17 protein-coding genes are annotated in these 17,962 nt (G+C 73.0%); 14 read left to right on the top strand and 3 right to left on the bottom strand.

What is annotated here, in order from left to right; genetic code table 11:
- Window position 1: 1 nt before the first annotated feature.
- Window positions 2-2,368: a DUF4838 domain-containing protein gene (locus ABD120_RS12395; RefSeq protein ID WP_343949948.1), complete on the top strand. Its 2,367-nt coding sequence runs from the start codon at window positions 2-4 to the stop codon at window positions 2,366-2,368.
- On the top strand, window positions 2,365-3,624 hold the full coding sequence (locus ABD120_RS12390) for a mandelate racemase/muconate lactonizing enzyme family protein (protein ID WP_343949947.1): 1,260 nt from the start codon (window positions 2,365-2,367) through the stop codon (window positions 3,622-3,624). Before ABD120_RS12395 ends, ABD120_RS12390 begins: the two co-directional genes overlap by 4 nt.
- Here the strand turns inward: ABD120_RS12390 and ABD120_RS12385 are convergent, their stop codons facing one another.
- A complete protein-coding gene (locus ABD120_RS12385) occupies window positions 3,625-4,341 on the bottom strand; it encodes a FadR/GntR family transcriptional regulator (RefSeq protein ID WP_343949946.1) in 717 nt (238 codons plus the stop codon). It abuts the gene before it with no gap.
- 140 nt (window positions 4,342-4,481) lie between these two features.
- Here ABD120_RS12385 and ABD120_RS12380 point away from each other — a divergent pair, with 140 nt between their 5' ends.
- Both ABD120_RS12380 and ABD120_RS12375 read left to right on the top strand, forming a co-directional pair.
- The gene (locus tag ABD120_RS12380) at window positions 4,482-5,657 is read left to right on the top strand and encodes a mandelate racemase/muconate lactonizing enzyme family protein (protein WP_343949945.1); all 1,176 of its coding nucleotides are present in this window, start codon (window positions 4,482-4,484) and stop codon (window positions 5,655-5,657) included.
- Complete coding sequence (locus ABD120_RS12375) at window positions 5,654-6,532, top strand: dihydrodipicolinate synthase family protein (RefSeq protein ID WP_343949944.1); 879 nt, start codon at window positions 5,654-5,656, stop codon at window positions 6,530-6,532. The genes ABD120_RS12380 and ABD120_RS12375 overlap by 4 nt, the downstream gene beginning before the upstream one ends.
- Here the strand turns inward: ABD120_RS12375 and ABD120_RS12370 are convergent.
- Window positions 6,522-7,205, bottom strand: coding sequence for an Rv1352/Rv1906c domain-containing protein (locus ABD120_RS12370; protein WP_343949943.1), 684 nt, complete (start codon window positions 7,203-7,205; stop codon window positions 6,522-6,524). The two genes, ABD120_RS12375 and ABD120_RS12370, sit on opposite strands and share 11 nt — an antisense overlap.
- A gap of 111 nt (window positions 7,206-7,316) precedes the next feature.
- On the opposite strand from ABD120_RS12370, the gene ABD120_RS12365 reads away from it, so the two are divergent.
- From ABD120_RS12365 to ABD120_RS12345, 5 genes are read left to right on the top strand one after another with little or no spacing between them, the layout of a single operon-like run.
- Entirely contained in the window at window positions 7,317-8,885 is a 1,569-nt protein-coding gene (locus tag ABD120_RS12365) for an ABC transporter substrate-binding protein (RefSeq protein WP_343949942.1), read from the top strand.
- Window positions 8,885-9,847 carry an ABC transporter permease gene (locus ABD120_RS12360; protein WP_343949941.1) on the top strand — a complete coding sequence of 321 codons (963 nt, stop codon included), beginning with the start codon at window positions 8,885-8,887 and terminating at the stop codon, window positions 9,845-9,847. The genes ABD120_RS12365 and ABD120_RS12360 overlap by 1 nt, the downstream gene beginning before the upstream one ends.
- A gap of 5 nt (window positions 9,848-9,852) precedes the next feature.
- Window positions 9,853-10,671: an ABC transporter permease gene (locus tag ABD120_RS12355; protein ID WP_343950003.1), complete on the top strand. Its 819-nt coding sequence runs from the start codon at window positions 9,853-9,855 to the stop codon at window positions 10,669-10,671.
- The gene (locus ABD120_RS12350; RefSeq protein WP_343950002.1) at window positions 10,671-11,573 is read left to right on the top strand and encodes an ABC transporter ATP-binding protein; all 903 of its coding nucleotides are present in this window, start codon (window positions 10,671-10,673) and stop codon (window positions 11,571-11,573) included. Before ABD120_RS12355 ends, ABD120_RS12350 begins: the two co-directional genes overlap by 1 nt.
- 1 nt (window position 11,574) lies before the next feature.
- On the top strand, window positions 11,575-12,267 hold the full coding sequence (locus tag ABD120_RS12345) for an ABC transporter ATP-binding protein (RefSeq protein WP_343949940.1): 693 nt from the start codon (window positions 11,575-11,577) through the stop codon (window positions 12,265-12,267).
- On the opposite strand, the gene ABD120_RS12340 is transcribed toward ABD120_RS12345, so the two are convergent.
- A complete protein-coding gene (locus tag ABD120_RS12340; protein WP_343949939.1) occupies window positions 12,203-12,631 on the bottom strand; it encodes a CBS domain-containing protein in 429 nt (142 codons plus the stop codon). The genes ABD120_RS12345 and ABD120_RS12340 overlap by 65 nt on opposite strands.
- A 154-nt stretch (window positions 12,632-12,785) precedes the next feature.
- Between ABD120_RS12340 and ABD120_RS12335 the strand changes: the two genes are divergently transcribed.
- From ABD120_RS12335 to ABD120_RS12315, 5 genes are all read left to right on the top strand, one after another.
- Window positions 12,786-14,183, top strand: coding sequence for an aminopeptidase P family protein (locus ABD120_RS12335; RefSeq protein WP_343949938.1), 1,398 nt, complete (start codon window positions 12,786-12,788; stop codon window positions 14,181-14,183).
- A 279-nt stretch (window positions 14,184-14,462) separates the two neighbouring features.
- Complete coding sequence (locus tag ABD120_RS12330; RefSeq protein WP_343949937.1) at window positions 14,463-15,113, top strand: response regulator; 651 nt, start codon at window positions 14,463-14,465, stop codon at window positions 15,111-15,113.
- A 77-nt stretch (window positions 15,114-15,190) separates the two neighbouring features.
- Window positions 15,191-16,393: a sensor histidine kinase gene (locus ABD120_RS12325; protein ID WP_343949936.1), complete on the top strand. Its 1,203-nt coding sequence runs from the start codon at window positions 15,191-15,193 to the stop codon at window positions 16,391-16,393.
- Window positions 16,394-16,821: 428 nt separating this feature from the next.
- Window positions 16,822-17,391, top strand: coding sequence for a hypothetical protein (locus tag ABD120_RS12320; protein WP_343949935.1), 570 nt, complete (start codon window positions 16,822-16,824; stop codon window positions 17,389-17,391).
- Window positions 17,391-17,957, top strand: a complete 567-nt coding sequence (locus ABD120_RS12315; RefSeq protein WP_343949934.1) for a 4'-phosphopantetheinyl transferase family protein — start codon at window positions 17,391-17,393, stop codon at window positions 17,955-17,957. The genes ABD120_RS12320 and ABD120_RS12315 overlap by 1 nt, the downstream gene beginning before the upstream one ends.
- The last annotated feature ends 5 nt before the right edge of the window (window positions 17,958-17,962 follow it).

Raw genomic sequence — 17,962 nt, 5'->3', positions numbered from 1 at the left:
CATGAAACGCCGACAGCTGTTCGGTCTCGCGGGCCTCGCCGCCCTCGGGCCGATGACCAAGCCCAGGCCGCGTCAGGGCCTGGCGATCGTCGAGTCCGGGCGGGCGCTGGCCGCCGTCGTCGCCGCGCCCGGCTCCGAGGAGGCCGCCGCGGAGCTGGTCGCCTACATCGAGCGGGCCAGCGGGGTACGACTGCCGACCACGGCCACGCCGGGCCTGTCCACCCTCTCCGTGGGCTCGGCCGCCGCCGACCCGGCGCTGCCGGGGCTGCTCGCGGGCCTCGACCCGGACGGGTACGTCATCAAGGCGCACCCGGGCGGGCTCAGCGTGGTCGGGCCGAGCGCGGCGGGGACCGCCAACGGCGTCCGGGAGTTCCTGGAGCGCCAGGTGGGCGTGCGCTGGCTGATGCCCGGCCCGGACGGCGACGACGTGCCCGCCCGCGCCACCGTACGGGCGCCGGAGACGACGCTGCGCGAGCAGCCCGCCTTCGCCCAGCGTTCCTTCAGCCCGCTGCGCGACAACCGCTACCCCTTACAGTCGGAGTGGGCGCGCCGCAACCGCATGCAGGGCACGACCACCGAGCCGATCGCCTTCCACCACAACCTGCACTCGCTCTTCCCCGTCGAGCGTTACGGCCAGAGCAACCCCGAGTTCTACCCCGGCGGCAACCCGCCGGCGCCCGGCAAGCTGACCGGCTGGCAGCCGGCCTTCACCGTGCCCGGCACGATCGACGCGGCCGTCACCGGCATCCTGGAACACTTCGCCGCCAACCCCTCGGCCCGCTCGTTCTCTCTCGGCGTCAACGACGGCGAGGGCTTCGCCGAGGCCGACCCGGTGCCCGCCTACTACGCCTGGGTCAACGAGGTCGTGCGGCGGGTGCTGCTCACCCACCCGGACAAGGACTTCGGGCTGCTGGCCTACCGCAAGCTGGAGACGCCCCCGGCGGTCGCGCTGCATCCCAAGGTGGTGCCGTTCCTGACGCAGGACAGGTACGCCTGGATCGACCCGGCCGCCGAGGCGGCGGGGCACGCGCTGACCGACCGGTGGCTGGCCGTGTGCTCGCGGCTCGGCTTCTACGACTACCTGTACGGCGCGCCGTACCTGCTGCCGCGCCTGTTCACCGCCCGCTACGCCAGGACGATGCGTTACGCCAAGGCGAAGGGCGTGGTCGCCCACTACGCCGAGCTGTACCCGAACTGGGGCGAGGGCCCGAAGCCGTGGGTGTTCGCCAAGCTGCAGTGGAACCCCGACGCCGACGAGGCGGCGCTGCGGCGCGAGTGGTACGAGCGCGCGGTGGGCCCGGCGGCCGCCGCCGACCTGAGCGCCTACTTCGACCTGTGGGAGCGGTTCTGGGCCGAGCGGGTGCCCGGCTCGCCGTGGTTCCTGCCGGGGGCGACGTATCAGACCTTCAACCTGCCGCAGTATCTCGACCAGGTCGTGGAGGCCGATCTGACGCGCAGCCGTACGCTCGTGGACTCGGCGCTGGCGCGGGCGGACACACCCGCGCGCAAGGCGCGGGCGACGGTGGTGCGCAGGGCCTTCGAGCTGTACGAGGCGTCGGCGCTGAGCTACCCGCGCCCGGTCACGGCCCCGGCGGGGCAGGCGGAGGCGCTGACGCTGCTCGACAGCGGGGTGACCGCCTTCCAGCGGCGGCTGGACCTGGCGGAGCGACGCCGGCAACTGATCCAGGAGTTCGCCTCGGACCCGGTGCTGATCATGCAGATGAACCCGCTCTCGCACGCGAACCTGGTGTGGACGGGCTGGAACCCGAGCGAGTACTGGAGCCTGGTCGCCTACCTCAAGACGTACGAGCCGAACGGCGGGCCGGTCACCGACCGGGCCGCGAGCCTGTCCGGTCAGCACCCGTACGCGGCGCTGATCCTGCGCGGCGTCCCGGCCGCGAACCTGGTTGCCAACCCGTCGCTCGACACCGAACTGGCGCCGTGGCGGCTGCTGCCGCGCTCCAGCGGAACCCGGGCCGTCGCCCGGCCCTCGGGCGAGGCGGTGCTGCGGGTCACCGGGCGCGGCTGGGGCGGCCCCTGCCAGATCGTCGAGGCGGGGCCGGGGCTGGCCCGGCTGGAGGCCGCCTACCGGGCGCCCTCGGGCACGGCCGCGTCGGTACAGCTCGCCCTGGACCTGATCGACACGGCCGGGGTGCCGATCCCGAACAGTTCGGTGCGCTCCCCGGTCATCTACCTGCGCCCGACGGGCACGTGGACGCCGCTGCGGCTGGACTGCGAGATCCCGGCGTCGGCGCGCGGCAAGCCCGTCGGCAAGGTCGAGCTGATCCTGCTGGTGGACAGCGCGGGCGACATCGCGGTGGACTTCGACGACATCACGCTGCTGCGGGTCGACAAGGGAGCCTCATGAGCCTGCGGGTCACGGCCGTCGAGCGGATCACCCTGAACGTGCCGTTCAGGGAACGCTCGCGGCCCTGGAACGAGATCCTGGTCGCCGAGTTCGGGGTGGTCGAGGTGGTGCGGGTGCGCACGAACTCCCCGGGGCTCGTCGGCTACGGCGAGAGCCTGCCGCACTACACGTGGGCGCGCGACACGGACGCGGCCGCCGCGCGGGCGATCGGCCGCCATCCGGCCGACCTGATGGCCGACGACTCGCTCGGCGCCGGCCTGCAGATGGCGTTGTACGACGTCACGGGCCGGGCGCTGGGCGTGCCCGTGCACCGGCTGCTCGGCCGCCCGATGGTACGCCAGTGGTGCCCGCTGGCCTGGTGGAGCACGAAGATGCCGCCGCAGGTCCTGGCGGAGGAGGCGAAGGACGCGCTGGCCGAGGGCTACCTGGCGCACAAGATCAAGGCCAGGCCCTGGTTCGACGTCCACGAGCAGGTGGCCGCGCTGTCGGCGGTCACCCCTGAGAACTACGTGCTCGACCTCGACTGGAACGGCATGCTGCGCACACCGGGCGAGGCGCTGGAGGTGCTGCTGGAGCTGGACGGCCACGCGCGGGTGGGGATGTACGAGTCCCCCGTGCTGCAGTCGGACGTGGCCGGGCAGAAGGCGGTGCGCTCACGGGTGCGCCGCCCGGTGGCCGAGCACTACAACCAAGCGCTGTTCCCGATGTGGATGCGCGAGGACGCGATCGACGGGTTCGTCTCGTGCAACGCGGGCGCGGCGGGCACGATCGCGCAGGGGCTGCAGGCCGCCGCCTTCAACAAGGACCTGTTCCTGCAGATCGTCGGCCCCGGCCTCACGACGGCGTGGACACTGCACCTGGGCGCGGTGCTCACGCACGCCCGCTGGCCCGCCGTGACCTGCCTGAACGTCTACGCCGACGACCTGATCACGACACCGATCGAGATCAGGGGCGGGTACGCCCGGGTGCCGGAGGGGCCGGGGCTCGGCGTGAGCGTGGACGAGGACGCGCTGGAGCGCTGGCGGGTGCCCGACGGCTTCACCCCGCAGCCGTCGCGCAAGCTGCTGGACTTCCACCTCGGCGACGGCAGGGTGCGAAGGTATGCCGGGATCGCCCAGTTGTTCGAGGAGTGCAGGTACGTGGGGAACCTGCCCGTCCAGCCGCGCGGTGCCCGGCTGGAGGTGTGGGAGGACGACGGCACCGACGCCTTCGACCGGTTGTACCGGCGGGCCGGGCAGGCGCCGATCTGGGGGTAGCTAGGCGAGGTCGTCGCCTCTGAAGGTGCGCTGCACGCGTTCGAGGTGGGTGCGCATCTGCTGCTCGGCCAGCGCGGCGTCGCGGGTGCCGAGGCCGAGCAGCAGCGCCTGGTGCTCGGCGTCGCTCTCCGCGTGGGTCTCGCCGAGGAACTCGGTGAGCTCCTTGCCCTTCTCGCGCTCGGTGGCGAGCACGTCGGACAGCGCCTCCAGCACGGCGGTGAAGAAGCGGTTGCGGGCGGCCTTGACGATGCCGAGGTGGAAGGCCAGGTCGAGCTCGACCCGGCGGTGCAGGTCGGCGCCGGCCTGGTCGGCCTCGGCGAGCAGGCCGCGCAGCGCCTCCAGTTCCCGCTCGGTGATGCGGGTGGCGGCGAGGCCGGCGGCCTTGGTCTCAAGCGCCAGGCGCATCTCGACGAGTTCGTCTATGGCCGAGCCGTCGGCCTCCATCGCCAGGCGGAAGTAGCTGTGGACGGCGACCGGCCGCAGTTCGCTGACGACCGCGCGCTTGCCCTGGCGAGTGCGGATGACGCCCTGCTGGCTGAGGGCACGGAAGGCGTCGCGGACGACGCGCTGGCTGACGCCGTACTCCTCCGCGAGCCGGGCCTCCGAGGGCAGTTCGTCGCCTTCGGCCAGGCCCTCTTTCCTGATGTGCTCGGTGATCAGACCTGCCACGCGGGTGCCCAGCAGTGCGCGTCCGCGCGGCAACGCCTCGGTGTCCACTCACTCGCCTTCCGGCCGGGTCCAGGGGGGTCTCCGTCATCGTAAACCATTTCCGTCGCCGTGACTGCAACTTCCGACTCTTGACTTAGGTCCTAACTTCTCCGCACGATGGTGTTCCCCCACCACGAAGGAGCCAGCGCATGCGCGTGACCGCCGTCCGGCAGTGGATCGCCGAGTTCGGGTACTACAACGCGATCTACGTCAGGATCGAGACGGACGAGGGCGTCGAGGGCGTGGCCGAGGTGGCCATGCGCCGCCGTACCAGGACCGTGTCGGCGATCGTCGAAGAGCTCGGCGAATACCTCGTCGGCAAGGACCCCACCCGGATCGAGCAGCACCACGAGCGCATGTACCGCGACTCCTTCCTCGGCGGGACCCTGCTGACCATCGGCATCTCCGCCCTCGACATCGCCCTGTGGGACCTCAACGCGCGGGCGCTGGGCGTGCCCGTGCACCGGCTGCTCGGCGGCAGGTTCCGCGACTCGGTGCCCGTCTACACCCACGCGCGGGCCACCGAGACGCCCGAGCAGTTCGCCGCCGAGATCGCCGACCGCCTCGCCATGGGCTTCACCGCGATCAAGACCACGCTGCCCGGGTTCTACACCAAGGTCTCCAGCGTCCACCACGAGACTCCGGCCGCCGTCCCGGCCAGGCAGACGGAGACGGAACTGCTGCCCAACTGGTTCTGGCCGCTGCTGTCGGAGTACTTCGCCGCCGCCCGCGAGGTCGCCGGGCCGGACGTGCACCTCATGCTCGACTGCCACGGGCGGCTCAACGTGGCCAACTCGATCCGGCTGTGCGAGGTGCTGGAGCCGTACCGGCTGACCTTCGTCGAGGAGCCGGTACCGCCGGAGCGGCCCGAGTGGCTGGCCGAGGTCACGCGGCGCTCGACGACGCCGATCGCCTCCGGCGAGCGGTGGGCGGGGCCGTACGCGGCGGCGCCGTTCCTGGAGCAGCGCGCGCTGTCGATCGCCCAGCCGGACGTGATCTTCTGCGGCGGCATCACCGCCGCCAAGCGGATCGCCACGCTGGCCGAGGCGAACGCGGTCTCCGTCGCCTTCCACAACCCGTTCGGGCCGCTGGCCAGCGCGGCGACCTGGCAACTGGCCGCGACGCTGCCGAACCTGCTCATCTCCGAGTCGATGCTGACGCCCGAGCAGATGGTCTTCTGGGAGCGCTACACCGAGGACCCGCCGCAGGTCGTGGGCGGCGAGTGGATCGTCTCCGACGCCCCCGGCCTCGGGCCGCGACTGCGGATCGAGGAGATCGTCAAGCACCCGTTCCGCCCCGAGTACGACCGGGGTGGCACCCGATGAGCCCGGCCGGCGTCTTCCCCGCCGCGCTGACGATGTTCGACGCGAGCGGCGACCTCGACCTGGACGCGACCGCCGAGCACCTGGCCTTCCTCATCGGCGCGGGCGCACACGGGCTGGTCGTGGGCGGCACCAGCGGCGAGTTCGTCGCCCTCTCGTCCGCCGAGCGCCGGGCGCTGCTGGAGACGGCCCTCGACGTGGCCGCCGGACGGGTGCCGGTGCTCGCCGGAACCGGCGCGTACGGCACCGCCGAGACGATCGCGCTCACCCGCCACGCGGAACGGGCGGGCGCGAGCGCGGCCCTGGTGGTGCTGCCGTACTTCCAGCGCCCCTCCCCGCCCGAGGTGCTGGCCCACTACCGCGCGGTCGCCGCCGCGAGCGACCTGCCGGTGTGGGTGTACAACATCCCGGCGAACGCGGCCGTCGCCGAGGTGAGCACGGCCGAGCTGGCGCAACTGTACGCCGAGGGCGTGGCCGCCGGGGTGAAGAGCACGCTGCCGACGCTCGACCAGGTGATCGAGCTGGCGGCGCTGCCCGGCTTCCGCGCCTTCTACGGCGGCTTCCGCACGCCCGTCGAGGCGCTGGCCGGTGGGGCGCACGGGTGGATCAGCGGGCTACTCAACGTGGTGCCGTCGCAGGCCGCCGGCGTGTGGAACGCCGTGCGGGCGGGTGAGCCGGCCCTGGCCGGGCAGCGGTGGGAGGCGCTGCTGCCGCTGCGCCGCCTGGTCGTCGACCCGCCCTGGCGGGGCGCGGGCGACCTCGCGCTCTACCGGGGGGTGCTGCGGGTGCACGGGCGCCCGGCGGGCTTCTGCCGCCCGCCGCTGCGCGACCTGGACCCCGCCGAGCTGGCCCTGCTGGAGAAGGCGCTCACGCCTTGATCCACTCGGCGCACCCGGCGGTCACGAACAGCTTGTCGGTCGGCTGGATCGTGATCGTGGCCGGGCCCTGGGGCATGTCGCCCGCGATGAGATCGGCGGTGCTCTCGCCGCGCATCCGGGCCCAGTAGCACGTGTCCTGACCCGCTGTGGGGCCTGCCGTCCGGTAGGTGCCCGGCGCCATCTGGGAGGGTACGGCCAGCTTGCGCATCGCGCCGAGGCCGTCGAATCCCCCGTCGAACCCCCCGCCGGTGGGCCGCACGCCGGTGGGGTCCGCCCCGGGTCCGCCCGGGGTGGCCGCGGGGCCGCCCGTGGGCCCGCCCGTCACTCCGGTGCCGGGCGGCCCGCCGGTCGCGGGCGGCCCCGTCGGCGTCGCAGGCGGCGCACTGGGCACGGGGTTCTGCGGCGCCGGCGGCTGCGGGGCGGGATTCTGGGGGAGGGTTTCCTGGGGCACGGGGTTCTGCGGCGCCGGCGGCGCCGGCGGGTCCGCTGTCATCTCCGGTTCGGCGGTCACGGTGACCGTCGGGCCCGGCCTGCTCGCCGGCTCCTCGAAGCTCAGCCCCGACACCAGCCCGAAGAGGAAGCCCGCCACCCCCGCGAGCCCGGCCGCGAGGACCACGATCGGCGGGCTGGTCGGCTGTCTGGGGGGTCGCTGCTGCGGGGGCCCGTACATCATCGGACAAGACTCCCATGGTCGTCTTCGTCTCACCACCGACACCCTTATTGCAATCTCTTCGCAACAGCGGGTTATGCTCACCCGGAGTCGCAACACCTCCGGAGGTCCCCCATGAGGCTGGCCCGGCACCTGGCCGCGCTGTCCGCTCTGTCCGTCATCGCGGTCACCGCCTGCTCCGCGCCGAGCGCACCCGGCGCCCCCGCAGCGTCGGAGGGCGGCGACGACACCTTCGTCATCGGCCTGAGCTCGGAGTTCGAGAACCTCAGCCCGGTGCTCGGCTACGCGGCCGACGGCGGATCGATGATCTTCGACGGGCTCATGGCCCGCCAGCCGGACCTGTCGCTGCGGCCGGCCCTGGCCGAGGCCGCCCCGGTGACCTCGGCCGACGGCAAGAAGGTGACCTTCACGCTGCGCGAGGGCGTCGCCTTCCACGACGGCCGCCCGCTCACCAGCAAGGACGTCGTGTACACGTACACGAGCGTGCTCGACCCGAAGACCAGCTCGCCGATCTCCGGCGACTACGCGGCCGTCGAGAAGGTGAGCGCCCCCGACGCCAGGACCGTCGAGTTCACCCTCAAGTACGCCTACGCGCCGCTCGTCCAGCGCACCACGCTCGGCATCGTGCCCGACGGCGGCATCGACCCGGCCAAACCGGTCGGCACCGGGCCCTACACCTTCACCCAGTGGACGCCCGGCGACAAGATCGCGCTGGCGGCCAACGAGAAGTACTGGGGCGGCGCCCCGGCCGTCAAGAAGCTCGTCGTGGCCTTCGCCCCCGACGACAACGTCCGCTCCACGCGCCTCGCGGCGGGCGAGTTCGACGCGACCGTGCTGCCGCCCAAGGCCGCCAAGCGCTTCGAGGGCCAGCAGGGCCTCACCGTCCACAAGCAGGAGAGCGCCGACTACCGGGGCATCATGTTCCCGTCGCAGCCGAAGGTGACCGGCGACCCGGTGATCAGGAGGGCCTTCAGCCTCGCCGTCGACCGTCAGGCCATGGTCGACTCGATCCTCGCCGGCGCCGGCAAGCCCGCCTTCGGCCCGATCTCCCCCGACACCGCCTGGCACAACCCCGAGGTCGCGGGCAACGGCCGCGCCGACACCGCCGCCGCGGGCAAGCTGCTCGACGAGGCCGGGTGGAAGCCGGGCGCCGACGGCGTACGGGCCAAGGACGGGGTGAAGGCGGCCTTCACGCTCATGTACCCGGCGGGCGACTCGCTGCGCAAGGAGCTGTCGCTGGCCGCCGCCTCCGACGCCAAGAAGGCCGGGATCCAGGTCGAGCTGGCCGGCCTCGACTGGGACGCGATCGAGCCGCGCATGGCGAAGGACGCGCTCATGATGGGCTACGGCTCCCCGAACGACCCCGACTACATCAACTACGACCTGTTCCACTCCTCGCGCGCCGGCCAGGGCTTCTTCAACCCGGGCCACTACCGCAACCCGAAGGTGGACCAGGCGCTCGTCAAGGGCCGTGAGTCGGCCGACGAGGCCGTGCGCAAGCAGGCCTACGCCGAGTTCCAGAAGCTCATCCGCGACGACGAGGTGTGGACGTACCTCGTCTTCCTCCAGCACGTCTACGTCGTGCGCGGCTCCTGGTCCGGCATCCGGCCGAGCGTCGACGCCCACGAGCACGCCACCGGCGGCCTGTTCCGCGACATCCACACCTGGAAGCCGGGCGCCTGATGCTGCGGCTGGTCCTGTGGCGGCTGGCCTTCGCGGTCCCGCTGCTGGTGCTCGTCACGGTGGCGATGTTCACGCTGGCCAGCCTGTCGCCCTTCGACCCGGTACGGCAGTACCTCGGCGACCGGGCGATGACCACCTCCCCCGAGGTCGTGGCACAGATCAGGGCCAACTGGGCGCTCGACCGGCCGGTCATCGAGCAGTACACGACCTGGCTCGGCAACCTCGTGCGCGGCGAGCTCGGCGAGTCGCGCTCCTTCCACCGCCCGGTGCTGGAGGTCGTGGCCGAGCGCCTGCCGTGGACGCTGCTGGCCACCGGCTGCGCCATCGTGCTCATGCTGGCGGGCAGCCTGGTCGTGGGCACACTGGCGGCCTGGCGGCAGGGCTCGGCGCTGGACCGGCTGATCACCGGCGGCGCCTACGCCAACGAGTCGGCGCCGGTGTTCTGGCTGGCGCTGCTGGTCGTCTACGTGTTCTCCGTACGGCTCGGCTGGCTGCCCGCGGGCGGCCTCACCGACGCGGCCTCGACCACGCTCGACCCGCTCGACGTCGCCAGGCACATGGTGCTGCCGGTGTGCGTGCTGGCGGTGTCGCAGTCGTCGTGGCTGGTGCTGTACGTGCGCGAGTCGGTGATCGGCACGCTGCGCGAGGACTTCGTCGTGGGCGCGCGGGCGCGCGGCCTGCGGGAGCGCACGGTGCTGGTCAGGCACGCGCTGCGCTCGGCGCTGCTGCCGTTCCTGACGCTCCTGGGCGCCCGCATCCCCGAACTGGTGACCGGAGCGATCCTCGTGGAGACCGTCTTCTCCTGGCCGGGCGTGGCCTCGGCCTCCGTGCAGGCCGCGCTCGCCGTGGACTTCCCGCTGCTGGCGGTGCTGACGCTGCTCGGCACGATCGCCGTCCTCGGCGGCAACCTGCTGGCCGACGCCGCCTACCGGCTGGCCGACCCCCGGGTGGTGGCCTCGTGAGGGGCATGCCGAAGGGGGTGCGGCTTGCGGCGGCCCTGCTCGGCCTGCTCGCGCTGGCGGTCGTGGTGGTGCCCCTGGTCGTCCAGCTCGACCAGCAGCTCGTGGACCTGGCCGCCGCCGGTCAGGGCCCCTCGCTCGCGCATCCGCTGGGCACCGACGAGATGGGCCGCGACGTACTGCTGCGCTGCCTGTACGGCCTGCGCGTCTCGTTCGTGGTCGGCCTGGTGGCGGCGCTGGCGGGCATGCTGATCGGCGGCCTGGTCGGGCTGGCCGCCGGTGCGCTCGGCGGCGTGGCCGACCGGCTGCTCATGCGGGTGGTCGACGGTTTCTCCTCACTGCCGCACCTGCTGCTCGGCATCTTCATCGTGGCGATGTTCGCGCCGAGCCCGTGGGCGGTGGTCGTCTCCGTCGGCGTCACGCACTGGACGACGGCGGCGCGCATCGTGCGCTCGGAGGTGCTGTCGCTGCGCGAGCGGCCCTTCGTGGAGGCGGCGATCTCCGGCGGGGCGAGCCGCGCCCGGATCGTGCGGCGGCATCTGCTGCCGCATCTGGCGCCGCACCTGCTGCTGGCGACCGTGCTCATGGTGCCGCACGCGATCTGGCACGAGACGGCGCTCAGTTTCCTCGGCCTCGGCCTGCCACCACACCTGGCCTCGCTCGGCAACATGATCAACGACGGGCAGCGGTCGCTGCTGGCCGGGGACTGGTGGTCCAGCCTGGCTCCCGGCCTGTTCATCCTGGTGCCGACGCTGTCGGTGTCGGTGCTCACCCAGCACTGGCGCGACCGGCTCAACCCGCGCACCCGATCGGAGCTGTCGCTGTGATGCTCGACGTGAAGGGCCTGTCGGTCGCCTTCGACGTCCCGGGCGCGGTCGTGCGCGCGGTGACGGACGCCTCCTTCCAGGTACGGCCCGGCCGCTGCCTCGCGCTGGTCGGCGAGTCCGGCTGCGGCAAGTCGGTGCTCGCCCACGCCCTGCTGGGCCTGCTGCCCGGTAACGCGAGCGTGTCCGGCTCCGCCGTCCTGACCGTCGGGGAGGGCTCCCTCGACCTGCTCGCGGCCTCGCAGAAGGAGCTGGCCCGCCGGGTGCGCGGCCGGGCGGTGGGGTTGATCCCGCAGAGCCCCGCCACCCACCTGACCCCGGTGCGCACCGCGCGGGCGCAGCTCGCGGAGGCGCTGCGCGAGCTCGGCTCCCGCAGCGGCCCGGACGAGCTCGCCGAGCGGTTCGGGCTGGCTTCCGGCGACCTGGACCGCTACCCGCACCAGTTGTCCGGCGGCATGGCCCAGCGCGTGGCCAACGCCATCGCGCTGGCGGGCGACCCCGGCCTGCTCATCGCCGACGAGCCCACGACCGGGCTGGACCGCCCGCTCGTCGAACGGGCCATGGACGTGCTGCGCGAGCTGTGCGACGAGGGCCGGGCGGTGCTGCTCATCACCCACGACCTGCGCGCGGCCGAGCGGGTCGCCGACGACATCGCCGTCATGTACGCCAGCCGCCTGGTCGAACTCGGCCCGGCGGCCGAGGTGCTGGGGCGGCCCCGTCATCCGTACGCTGCCGGGCTGGTGGACGCCCAGCCCGACCGCGCCTTCGTCCCCGTCCCCGGGTTGCCGCCCGAGCTGACGAACCTGCCGGAGGGTTGCGCGTTCGCGCCGCGCTGCGGGCGGGTCGCCGACGCCTGCCGTGCCGTACCGCCGCTGGTGGACGGCGTCGCCTGCTGGAGGGCCTGACATGCTGCGCGCACACGACATCACGGTGAGGTACGGCCGCCGCACCGTGCTCGACCGGGTCTCCTTCGACCTGCCGCCCGCCACCGTGGTGGGCCTCGGCGGGCCGAGCGGCTGCGGCAAGTCCACGCTGGCCCGGGTCATGGCGATGATGCTGCGTCCGGCGGGCGGCTCGCTGAGCCTGGACGGCGCCCCGGTGCCCGGCTGGCGGCAGCGGGCGCCGCGCGCGATGCGGACCCGGGTGGCGCTGCTCTACCAGCAGCCCCGGCTGGCCGTCGATCCGAAGCTGCGGCTGCGGGAGATCATCGCCGAGCCGCTGGCCGCCGCCGGCCGGGAGCCGGGGCGGCTGGTGGAGGAGCTGGCCGCCGAGGTGGGGCTGACCGGCGACCTCATGCGGCGCCGCCCGCACGAAGTCTCGGACGGCCAGTTGCAGCGGGCGTGCCTGGCCAGGGCGCTCACGCTGGAGCCCGGGTACCTGATCTGCGATGAGATGACCACGATGCTGGACGCCTCGACGCAGGCGCATCTGGTGGCCGTGGTGAACGCCTACCGCGACCGGACGGGGGCCGGGGTGCTCGCGGTCAGCCACGACCAGGCCCTGCTGGAGCGCTGGGCCGACAGCAGGGCCGAGCTCACCGGTGCAGGTAGTCGACCAGTGACGCCTTCTCCGTCTCCAGCTCCTCGATCGCGCTCTTGACCACGTCGCCGATGCTGACGATGCCGACCAGCCGGCCGTCCTCGACGACCGGCATGTGACGGAAGCGGTGGTCGGTCATCGTCCGGCGCAGCTCTTCGACGTTGGCGCCGGGGCCGACCGTGCGCACGTCCCTGGTCATGATCGAGGAGACCTCGGCGTCGAGGATCTGGGCGCCCTGGTCGTGCAGGCGGCGCACGACGTCGCGCTCGGAGACGATGCCGGCGATGGTGACGCCGTCGTCGGAGACGACCACCGCTCCGATGTTGCGATCGGCGAGTTGGGCCAGCAGTTCGCGGACCGTGGCACCGGGCGCCACGGTCGTCACGTCGCTGCCTTTGTCACGGAGGATGGTCCCGATGAGCATCTGCATCACCTCGGCTCTGGATAGGGCGTCATCCCCCCTCTGCCCCGGGGGAAGTCCCTCCATACCTACTCTGGGCCCGCCCTGGCGGCAAGTAGGCTGGCCTGCCAAACGGGCAACCGCCTACAATGTGAAATATCATTAAATCAGGGATGCGATGAACGAGCAGCTGAACACCGGCAGCCACGACCTGCCCATCACCCCCGAACTGGCCGCGTTCATGCGCACCGGCTGGGCCGACACCCGGCGCACCGACCTCGACGCGCTGCCCGTCGCCCCATGGGCGGCCAAGCGCCGTGCCGCGCTCGCCGCCCGCTTCCCCGGTGAGCGTCTCATCGTCCCGTCGGGCGGGCTGAAGGTGCGCAGCAACAGCTGCGACTACCGCTTCCGCCCGCACAGCGCCTACGCCTACCTCACCGGCGCGAGCGAGCCCGACGACGTCCTGGTGATCGAGCCGGACGGCGGCGCCGTCCTCTACCTGCGCCCGCGCTCCGACCGTGAGGGCGGTTCGGAGGAGTTCTACCGCGACCGCCGCTACGGCGAGTTCTGGGTGGGCCGCCGCCCCGACCTGACCGAGGCCGCCCAGCTCTACCAGGTGGAGTGCGCCCACATCGACACCTTCAAGCCGGCGGGGCCGGCCCGGGTGCTGCGCGGCGTGGACCCCGCCGTGGACGTGCTGGTCCCCCTCGGCGACGGCGACGCCGAACTGGCCGCCCATCTGTCCGAGATGCGGCTGGTCAAGGACGAGTGGGAGGTCGGCGAGCTGCAGTCCACGGTCGACGCCACCGTCAGGGGCTTCGAGGACGTGGTCAGGGCGCTGCCGGAGGCGCTGCGGCAGGCGCGCGGTGAACGCTATCTGGAGGGCGTCTTCGGGCTGCGCGCCCGTCTGGAGGGCAACGCGGTCGGTTACGAGAGCATCGTCGCCTCCGGCGCCCACGCCTGTGTGCTGCACTGGATCCGCAACGACGGGCGCCTGAACGGCGGCGAACTGCTGCTGATGGACGCCGGGGTCGAGGCGGACACGCTCTACACCGCCGACATCACCAGGACGTTGCCGCCCTCCGGCCGGTTCTCGCCGGTGCAGCGCGAGGTCTACTCGCTGGTCTACGAGGCGCAGAGCGCGGCCATCGCCTCGCTGCGGCCGGGTGCGGGTTTCCGCGAGTTCCACTTCACGGCCATGCGGGTGATCACCGAGGGGCTGCGCGAGTGGGGGCTGCTCAAGGGCTCGACGGACGAGCTGATGGACAAGGGCCTCTACCGGCGCTACACGCTGTGCAGCAGCGGCCACATGCTGGGGCTCGACGTCCACGACTGCGCGCGGGCCCGCGCCGAGGCCTACCTGGAGGGCACCCTCACGGAAGGCAACGTGCTCACGGTCGAGCCGGGGCTCTACCTCCAGGCCGACGACCTGACGCTGCCGGAGGAGTTCCGCGGCATCGGCGTACGCATCGAGGACGACCTGGTCATCACCGCCGAGGGCGCCCGGATGATGTCGGCCGCCCTGCCCCGCCACCCCGACGAGCTCGAAGGCTGGATGGCCACCCTGCTGTCCTGAGCCTGCTCCCGCCCGGGAGGGCCGCACCCCTCTCGGGCGGGTTGGCAACAACCGGCCGGAAGGTCGCAACCTCCGGCGGTGCCGCCGCATCCCCTCCGCCCCGTATCGTCAGGATTCCTGACAGCGCTCTGCAGGAAGGACGCGCATGAGGCTCACCCTGCAAGGGCGCCCACCGGTGGGAGCGTTTCACGGGCGACCGGGTCCTGCGCCTGACGTCGGCCCCGGCGCACCTCGACGCCGGGCACGGGTGACCGATCCGGCTGTGGGAGACTCCGAAGCGTGATCAGAGTCCTGCTCGTCGACGACGACCCGATGGTCCGCAGGCACCTGCGGACCATCCTCGGTTCCAGCGGCGAGATCGACGTGGTGGGCGAGGCCCGCGACGGGGCGGAGGCCGTCGAGGAGGTGCTGCGCGGGCGGCCCGAGGTCGTGCTCATGGACCTGCGGATGCCGGGGGTCGACGGCGTGAGCGCCACCCGCGAGATCGCCGGGCTGGCCGATCCGCCCGTGGTGATCGTGCTGACCACGTTCGACTCCGACAGCCACGTGCTGGCCGCGCTCGACGCGGGCGCGGGCGGCTTCCTCGTCAAGACCACCCCGGCCGAAGACCTCCTCAACCTGGTCAAGGTGGCCGCCGACGGACACGTGGTGCTGTCGCCGGTCGCCGCGAGGCGGCTGCTCACCCAGTCCTCGCGCGGCGACGAGCGGCGCGAGGCCGCCCAGGCGCGCATCGCCGAACTGGGCGAACGCGAACGCGAGGTGCTCGCCTGCCTCGGCGAGGGGCTGACCAACCCCGAGATCGCGCAGCGGCTGTTCCTGTCGGAGACGACCGTCAAGAGCTACGTGTCGCGGCTGCTGGTCAAGCTCGACCTGACGCACCGCACGCAGGCCGCGCTCCTGGCCCACCGGGCGGGCCTCACCGGCGACTGAACGCGCAACGTTCGGTCGCCACGCCGCAACCTCCGGCTCTCCCCCGCACCTCCCACCTGCTCCTACTGTGCTGTGCTGTGCCCAGTTTCCCCAGACCGGAGCTGTCGCCGCACGATCGGCGCACCTACCTGGCCCTCACCGTCGCCACCGCGATCCTGTGCGCGGCCGTGCAGGTGGCGACGTTCGCCGCCGGACAGCGCACGGCCGGCGCGCTCGGCCCGGCCGCCGCCCTCGTGCTCAACCTGGTGGTCGCCGCCTCGCTGCCGGTCACCCTCCGGTTCCCGCGCACGGTGGCGGCGCTGACGGTGGCGGCGGTGGCGATCTCGGCGGCCGGTGACACGCTCGCGCCCGGCACGATCGTGCCGCTGCCCGGCCTGGAGTCGGAACCGGCCGTCGCCCCGCTGGCGACGCCGCTCGTGGTCTCGTGCCTGGTCTACGTGCTGCCCCGGTGGCAGGCGCTGGCCACGGCCGGGCTGCTGGTGCTGCTGGCGATCCCGGTGTGGGACCCCACCTGGCCGCGCTTCTACCTCGCGCTCACGGCCACGGCGCTGCCGGTCCTGCTCGCTCTGTACATCAAGGCTCGGGTGGAGCTGGTGCGGTCGCTGCGCAAGCGGGCCGACCTCGCCGACTCCGAACGCAGGCTGCTGGCCGAGCAGGCGGAGACCGCAGAGCGGCAGCGGCTGGCGGCCGAGATGCACGACCTGGTCACCCACCACGTCACCGAGATCGTCCTGCACGCCGACGCGCTGCGGGTCACCGCCCGCGACGACGACGTCAAGGAGGCCGCCGACCAGATCAGGCAGGCCGGCACGCGCACGCTCGACGAGCTGCGCGACCTGATGCGGCTGGTCACCAACGGCGCCCCGAGCGCGCCCGCCGAGCGCGAGGACCACGACACCGGCGGCGACCTCGCCGAACTGGCCGCCTCCGGCGGCGCCCGGCTGCAACTGGTCGGCGACCCCGCGAGCGTGCCGCCGGTCGTGGCCCGCACGGTGTACCGGGTGGTCCAGGAGTCGCTGACCAATGCGCGCAAGCACGCGCCCGGCGCCCCGGTCGGGGTCACCGTCCGCTATCCGGGCGGGCGAGCCGAGATCGAGGTGCGCAACGGGGTCCCGGACCGCGCGCCCGACCCGGACCTCACGGGGGCCGGGTCGGGCATGGGGCTGACCGGCCTGGAGCGCCGGGTTCGGCTGCTCGGCGGCGTCTTCGAGGCCGGTCCCGACGACGAGGGCGGTTTCACCGTGCGCGCCGCCGTTCCCAACCCGAGGAGAACCCGATAAGACGTCCGCCTCCCGCGCTGGCGCTGTTCCTGCTCGCACCGCTCGTCGGCGAGTACCTGCTGGGCAACATCCCCCTGTCCGACCTCTGGTCGCTCGCCTCCTTCCCGCCGACAGCGCTGCCGCTGGCCGGACGCCGCTCCCTGCTCGTAGGGGTGTGACGGCCTCCCCGCCTTCCGGGGAGGCAGGGAACGCCGCCGGCTCACCCGGGCCGCCGATCGTGCTGATTCTCCTCGCGCTCACCGCCCTCGGTGGCATCGTGGGCAGGGCCGCCGAGGTGAAGGGACGCCGCCATGACCGCCAGCCGGGACCCCGACCGCACAGAGCCCGCCACAGCACCCGTCCCAACGGCCCTTACAGCCCCGCACACGGCACCTGAATCAGCACCCGATTCAGCGCCTGGTTCAACACCCGCTTCAGCGCTCGCTGCAATGCCGGGGAAGGCCGGGAGAGGGTGGCGGAGCGCCGGAACGCTCATCGCCGCGGCGGCGGTGGCGCTGGCCGGGGCGGCGGCGGTGTCGCAGTGGCTGGCGGCCGGCCGGGCCGAGGACGCGCTGGCCGGGCTGGAGAGCGAGCGGACCGCCCGGCTGGAGGTGTCGGCGGCGGCGCACGCCTTCGGCCAGGCGCTGCTCAGCTACGACTACGAGAACCTGCCGGCCGGGCGCACCAGGATCACCGCCCTGGCCACCGCCGACTTCGTCGGCGCCTACGACGAGGCGTTCGGCGGGAGGATGGAGCAGGTGATCGCGAAACTGAAGGCCCGCTCCCAGGCCGGCGTCCGCGACGTGTACGTGGCCGCCGTCGAGAGGGCCGAGGCGCGGGCGGTGGTGGTGGTCGACCAGCAGGTGACCACCGCCGAGACGATCACGAGCGTGAAAGACTCGCACCTGAAGATCGCCTTGGTGAAGGAGAAGGACACATGGAAGGTCCGGGAGGTCACCGTGCTCGGGGCGGCGCAGGAGAACCGGCACCCGGTGGGGGGCGCGAGACGGCCGTCGTGATGGGAGTGGCGCCCGAGTCGGTCCGGGCTCCCGATGCCTGGCTGACGGAGGTGGAGCGCGAGCGGGCCGCGCGCTTCCTGCGGGAGCAGGACCGGGCCTCGTTCGTCGCCGCCCACCTGCTGGTACGGCTGGCCGCCGCGGCCTACCTGGGTGCCGACCCCGGCGGGCTGACCCTGGTCCAGCACTGCCCGACGCACGGCCCCGGCCACGGCAAGCCGTCCATCCTGGAGGTCCCGGGACTGGGCGTGAGCCTGTCGCACACGCGGGGCTACGTCGCCGCCGCGGCCGGTCCCGGACGAGTGGGCGTGGACGCCGAGCGGATCAAGGAGGGTCCGCTGGACCGGATGCTCGCCGAACACGTCGGGGCGGGCCCCGATGTGACGGACAACACAGCGCTCATCCGGCTGTGGGCGCTGAAGGAGGCGATGATCAAGCGCGGCGAGCTGACCCTGGACCGGATGCGCGAGCGGCACGAGCCCGGCGGCCACGTGCTGGAATGGGCGGAGCCTGACGGAGTGATCGTCGTGGCGGTTACCGACGTGAGGGCCGAGCGGATGGCCGTATAACCTGG

Source organism: Nonomuraea longicatena (assembly GCF_039525605.1).
GTDB classification, from domain to species: Bacteria; Actinomycetota; Actinomycetes; order Streptosporangiales; family Streptosporangiaceae; genus Nonomuraea; species Nonomuraea longicatena.
Note: the sequence above shows the minus strand (reverse complement) of the source record. Positions and strands in the feature narration are given on the sequence as shown.

Excerpts from the sequence above, each read along its gene's own strand:
- ABD120_RS12360 (WP_343949941.1), top strand. The coding sequence starts at position 8,885 with ATGCTGCGGCTGGTCCTGTGGCGGCTGGCCTTCGCGGTCCCGCTGCTG.
- ABD120_RS12395 (WP_343949948.1), top strand. The coding sequence starts at position 2 with ATGAAACGCCGACAGCTGTTCGGTCTCGCGGGCCTCGCCGCCCTCGGG.
- ABD120_RS12390 (WP_343949947.1), top strand. The coding sequence starts at position 2,365 with ATGAGCCTGCGGGTCACGGCCGTCGAGCGGATCACCCTGAACGTGCCG.
- ABD120_RS12350 (WP_343950002.1), top strand. The coding sequence starts at position 10,671 with ATGCTCGACGTGAAGGGCCTGTCGGTCGCCTTCGACGTCCCGGGCGCG.
- ABD120_RS12320 (WP_343949935.1), top strand. The coding sequence starts at position 16,822 with ATGCCGGGGAAGGCCGGGAGAGGGTGGCGGAGCGCCGGAACGCTCATC.
- ABD120_RS12380 (WP_343949945.1), top strand. The coding sequence starts at position 4,482 with ATGCGCGTGACCGCCGTCCGGCAGTGGATCGCCGAGTTCGGGTACTAC.
- ABD120_RS12365 (WP_343949942.1), top strand. The coding sequence starts at position 7,317 with ATGAGGCTGGCCCGGCACCTGGCCGCGCTGTCCGCTCTGTCCGTCATC.
- ABD120_RS12315 (WP_343949934.1), top strand. The coding sequence starts at position 17,391 with ATGGGAGTGGCGCCCGAGTCGGTCCGGGCTCCCGATGCCTGGCTGACG.
- ABD120_RS12340 (WP_343949939.1), bottom strand. The coding sequence starts at position 12,631 with ATGCTCATCGGGACCATCCTCCGTGACAAAGGCAGCGACGTGACGACC.
- ABD120_RS12345 (WP_343949940.1), top strand. The coding sequence starts at position 11,575 with ATGCTGCGCGCACACGACATCACGGTGAGGTACGGCCGCCGCACCGTG.
- ABD120_RS12375 (WP_343949944.1), top strand. The coding sequence starts at position 5,654 with ATGAGCCCGGCCGGCGTCTTCCCCGCCGCGCTGACGATGTTCGACGCG.
- ABD120_RS12370 (WP_343949943.1), bottom strand. The coding sequence starts at position 7,205 with ATGATGTACGGGCCCCCGCAGCAGCGACCCCCCAGACAGCCGACCAGC.
- ABD120_RS12335 (WP_343949938.1), top strand. The coding sequence starts at position 12,786 with ATGAACGAGCAGCTGAACACCGGCAGCCACGACCTGCCCATCACCCCC.
- ABD120_RS12355 (WP_343950003.1), top strand. The coding sequence starts at position 9,853 with ATGCCGAAGGGGGTGCGGCTTGCGGCGGCCCTGCTCGGCCTGCTCGCG.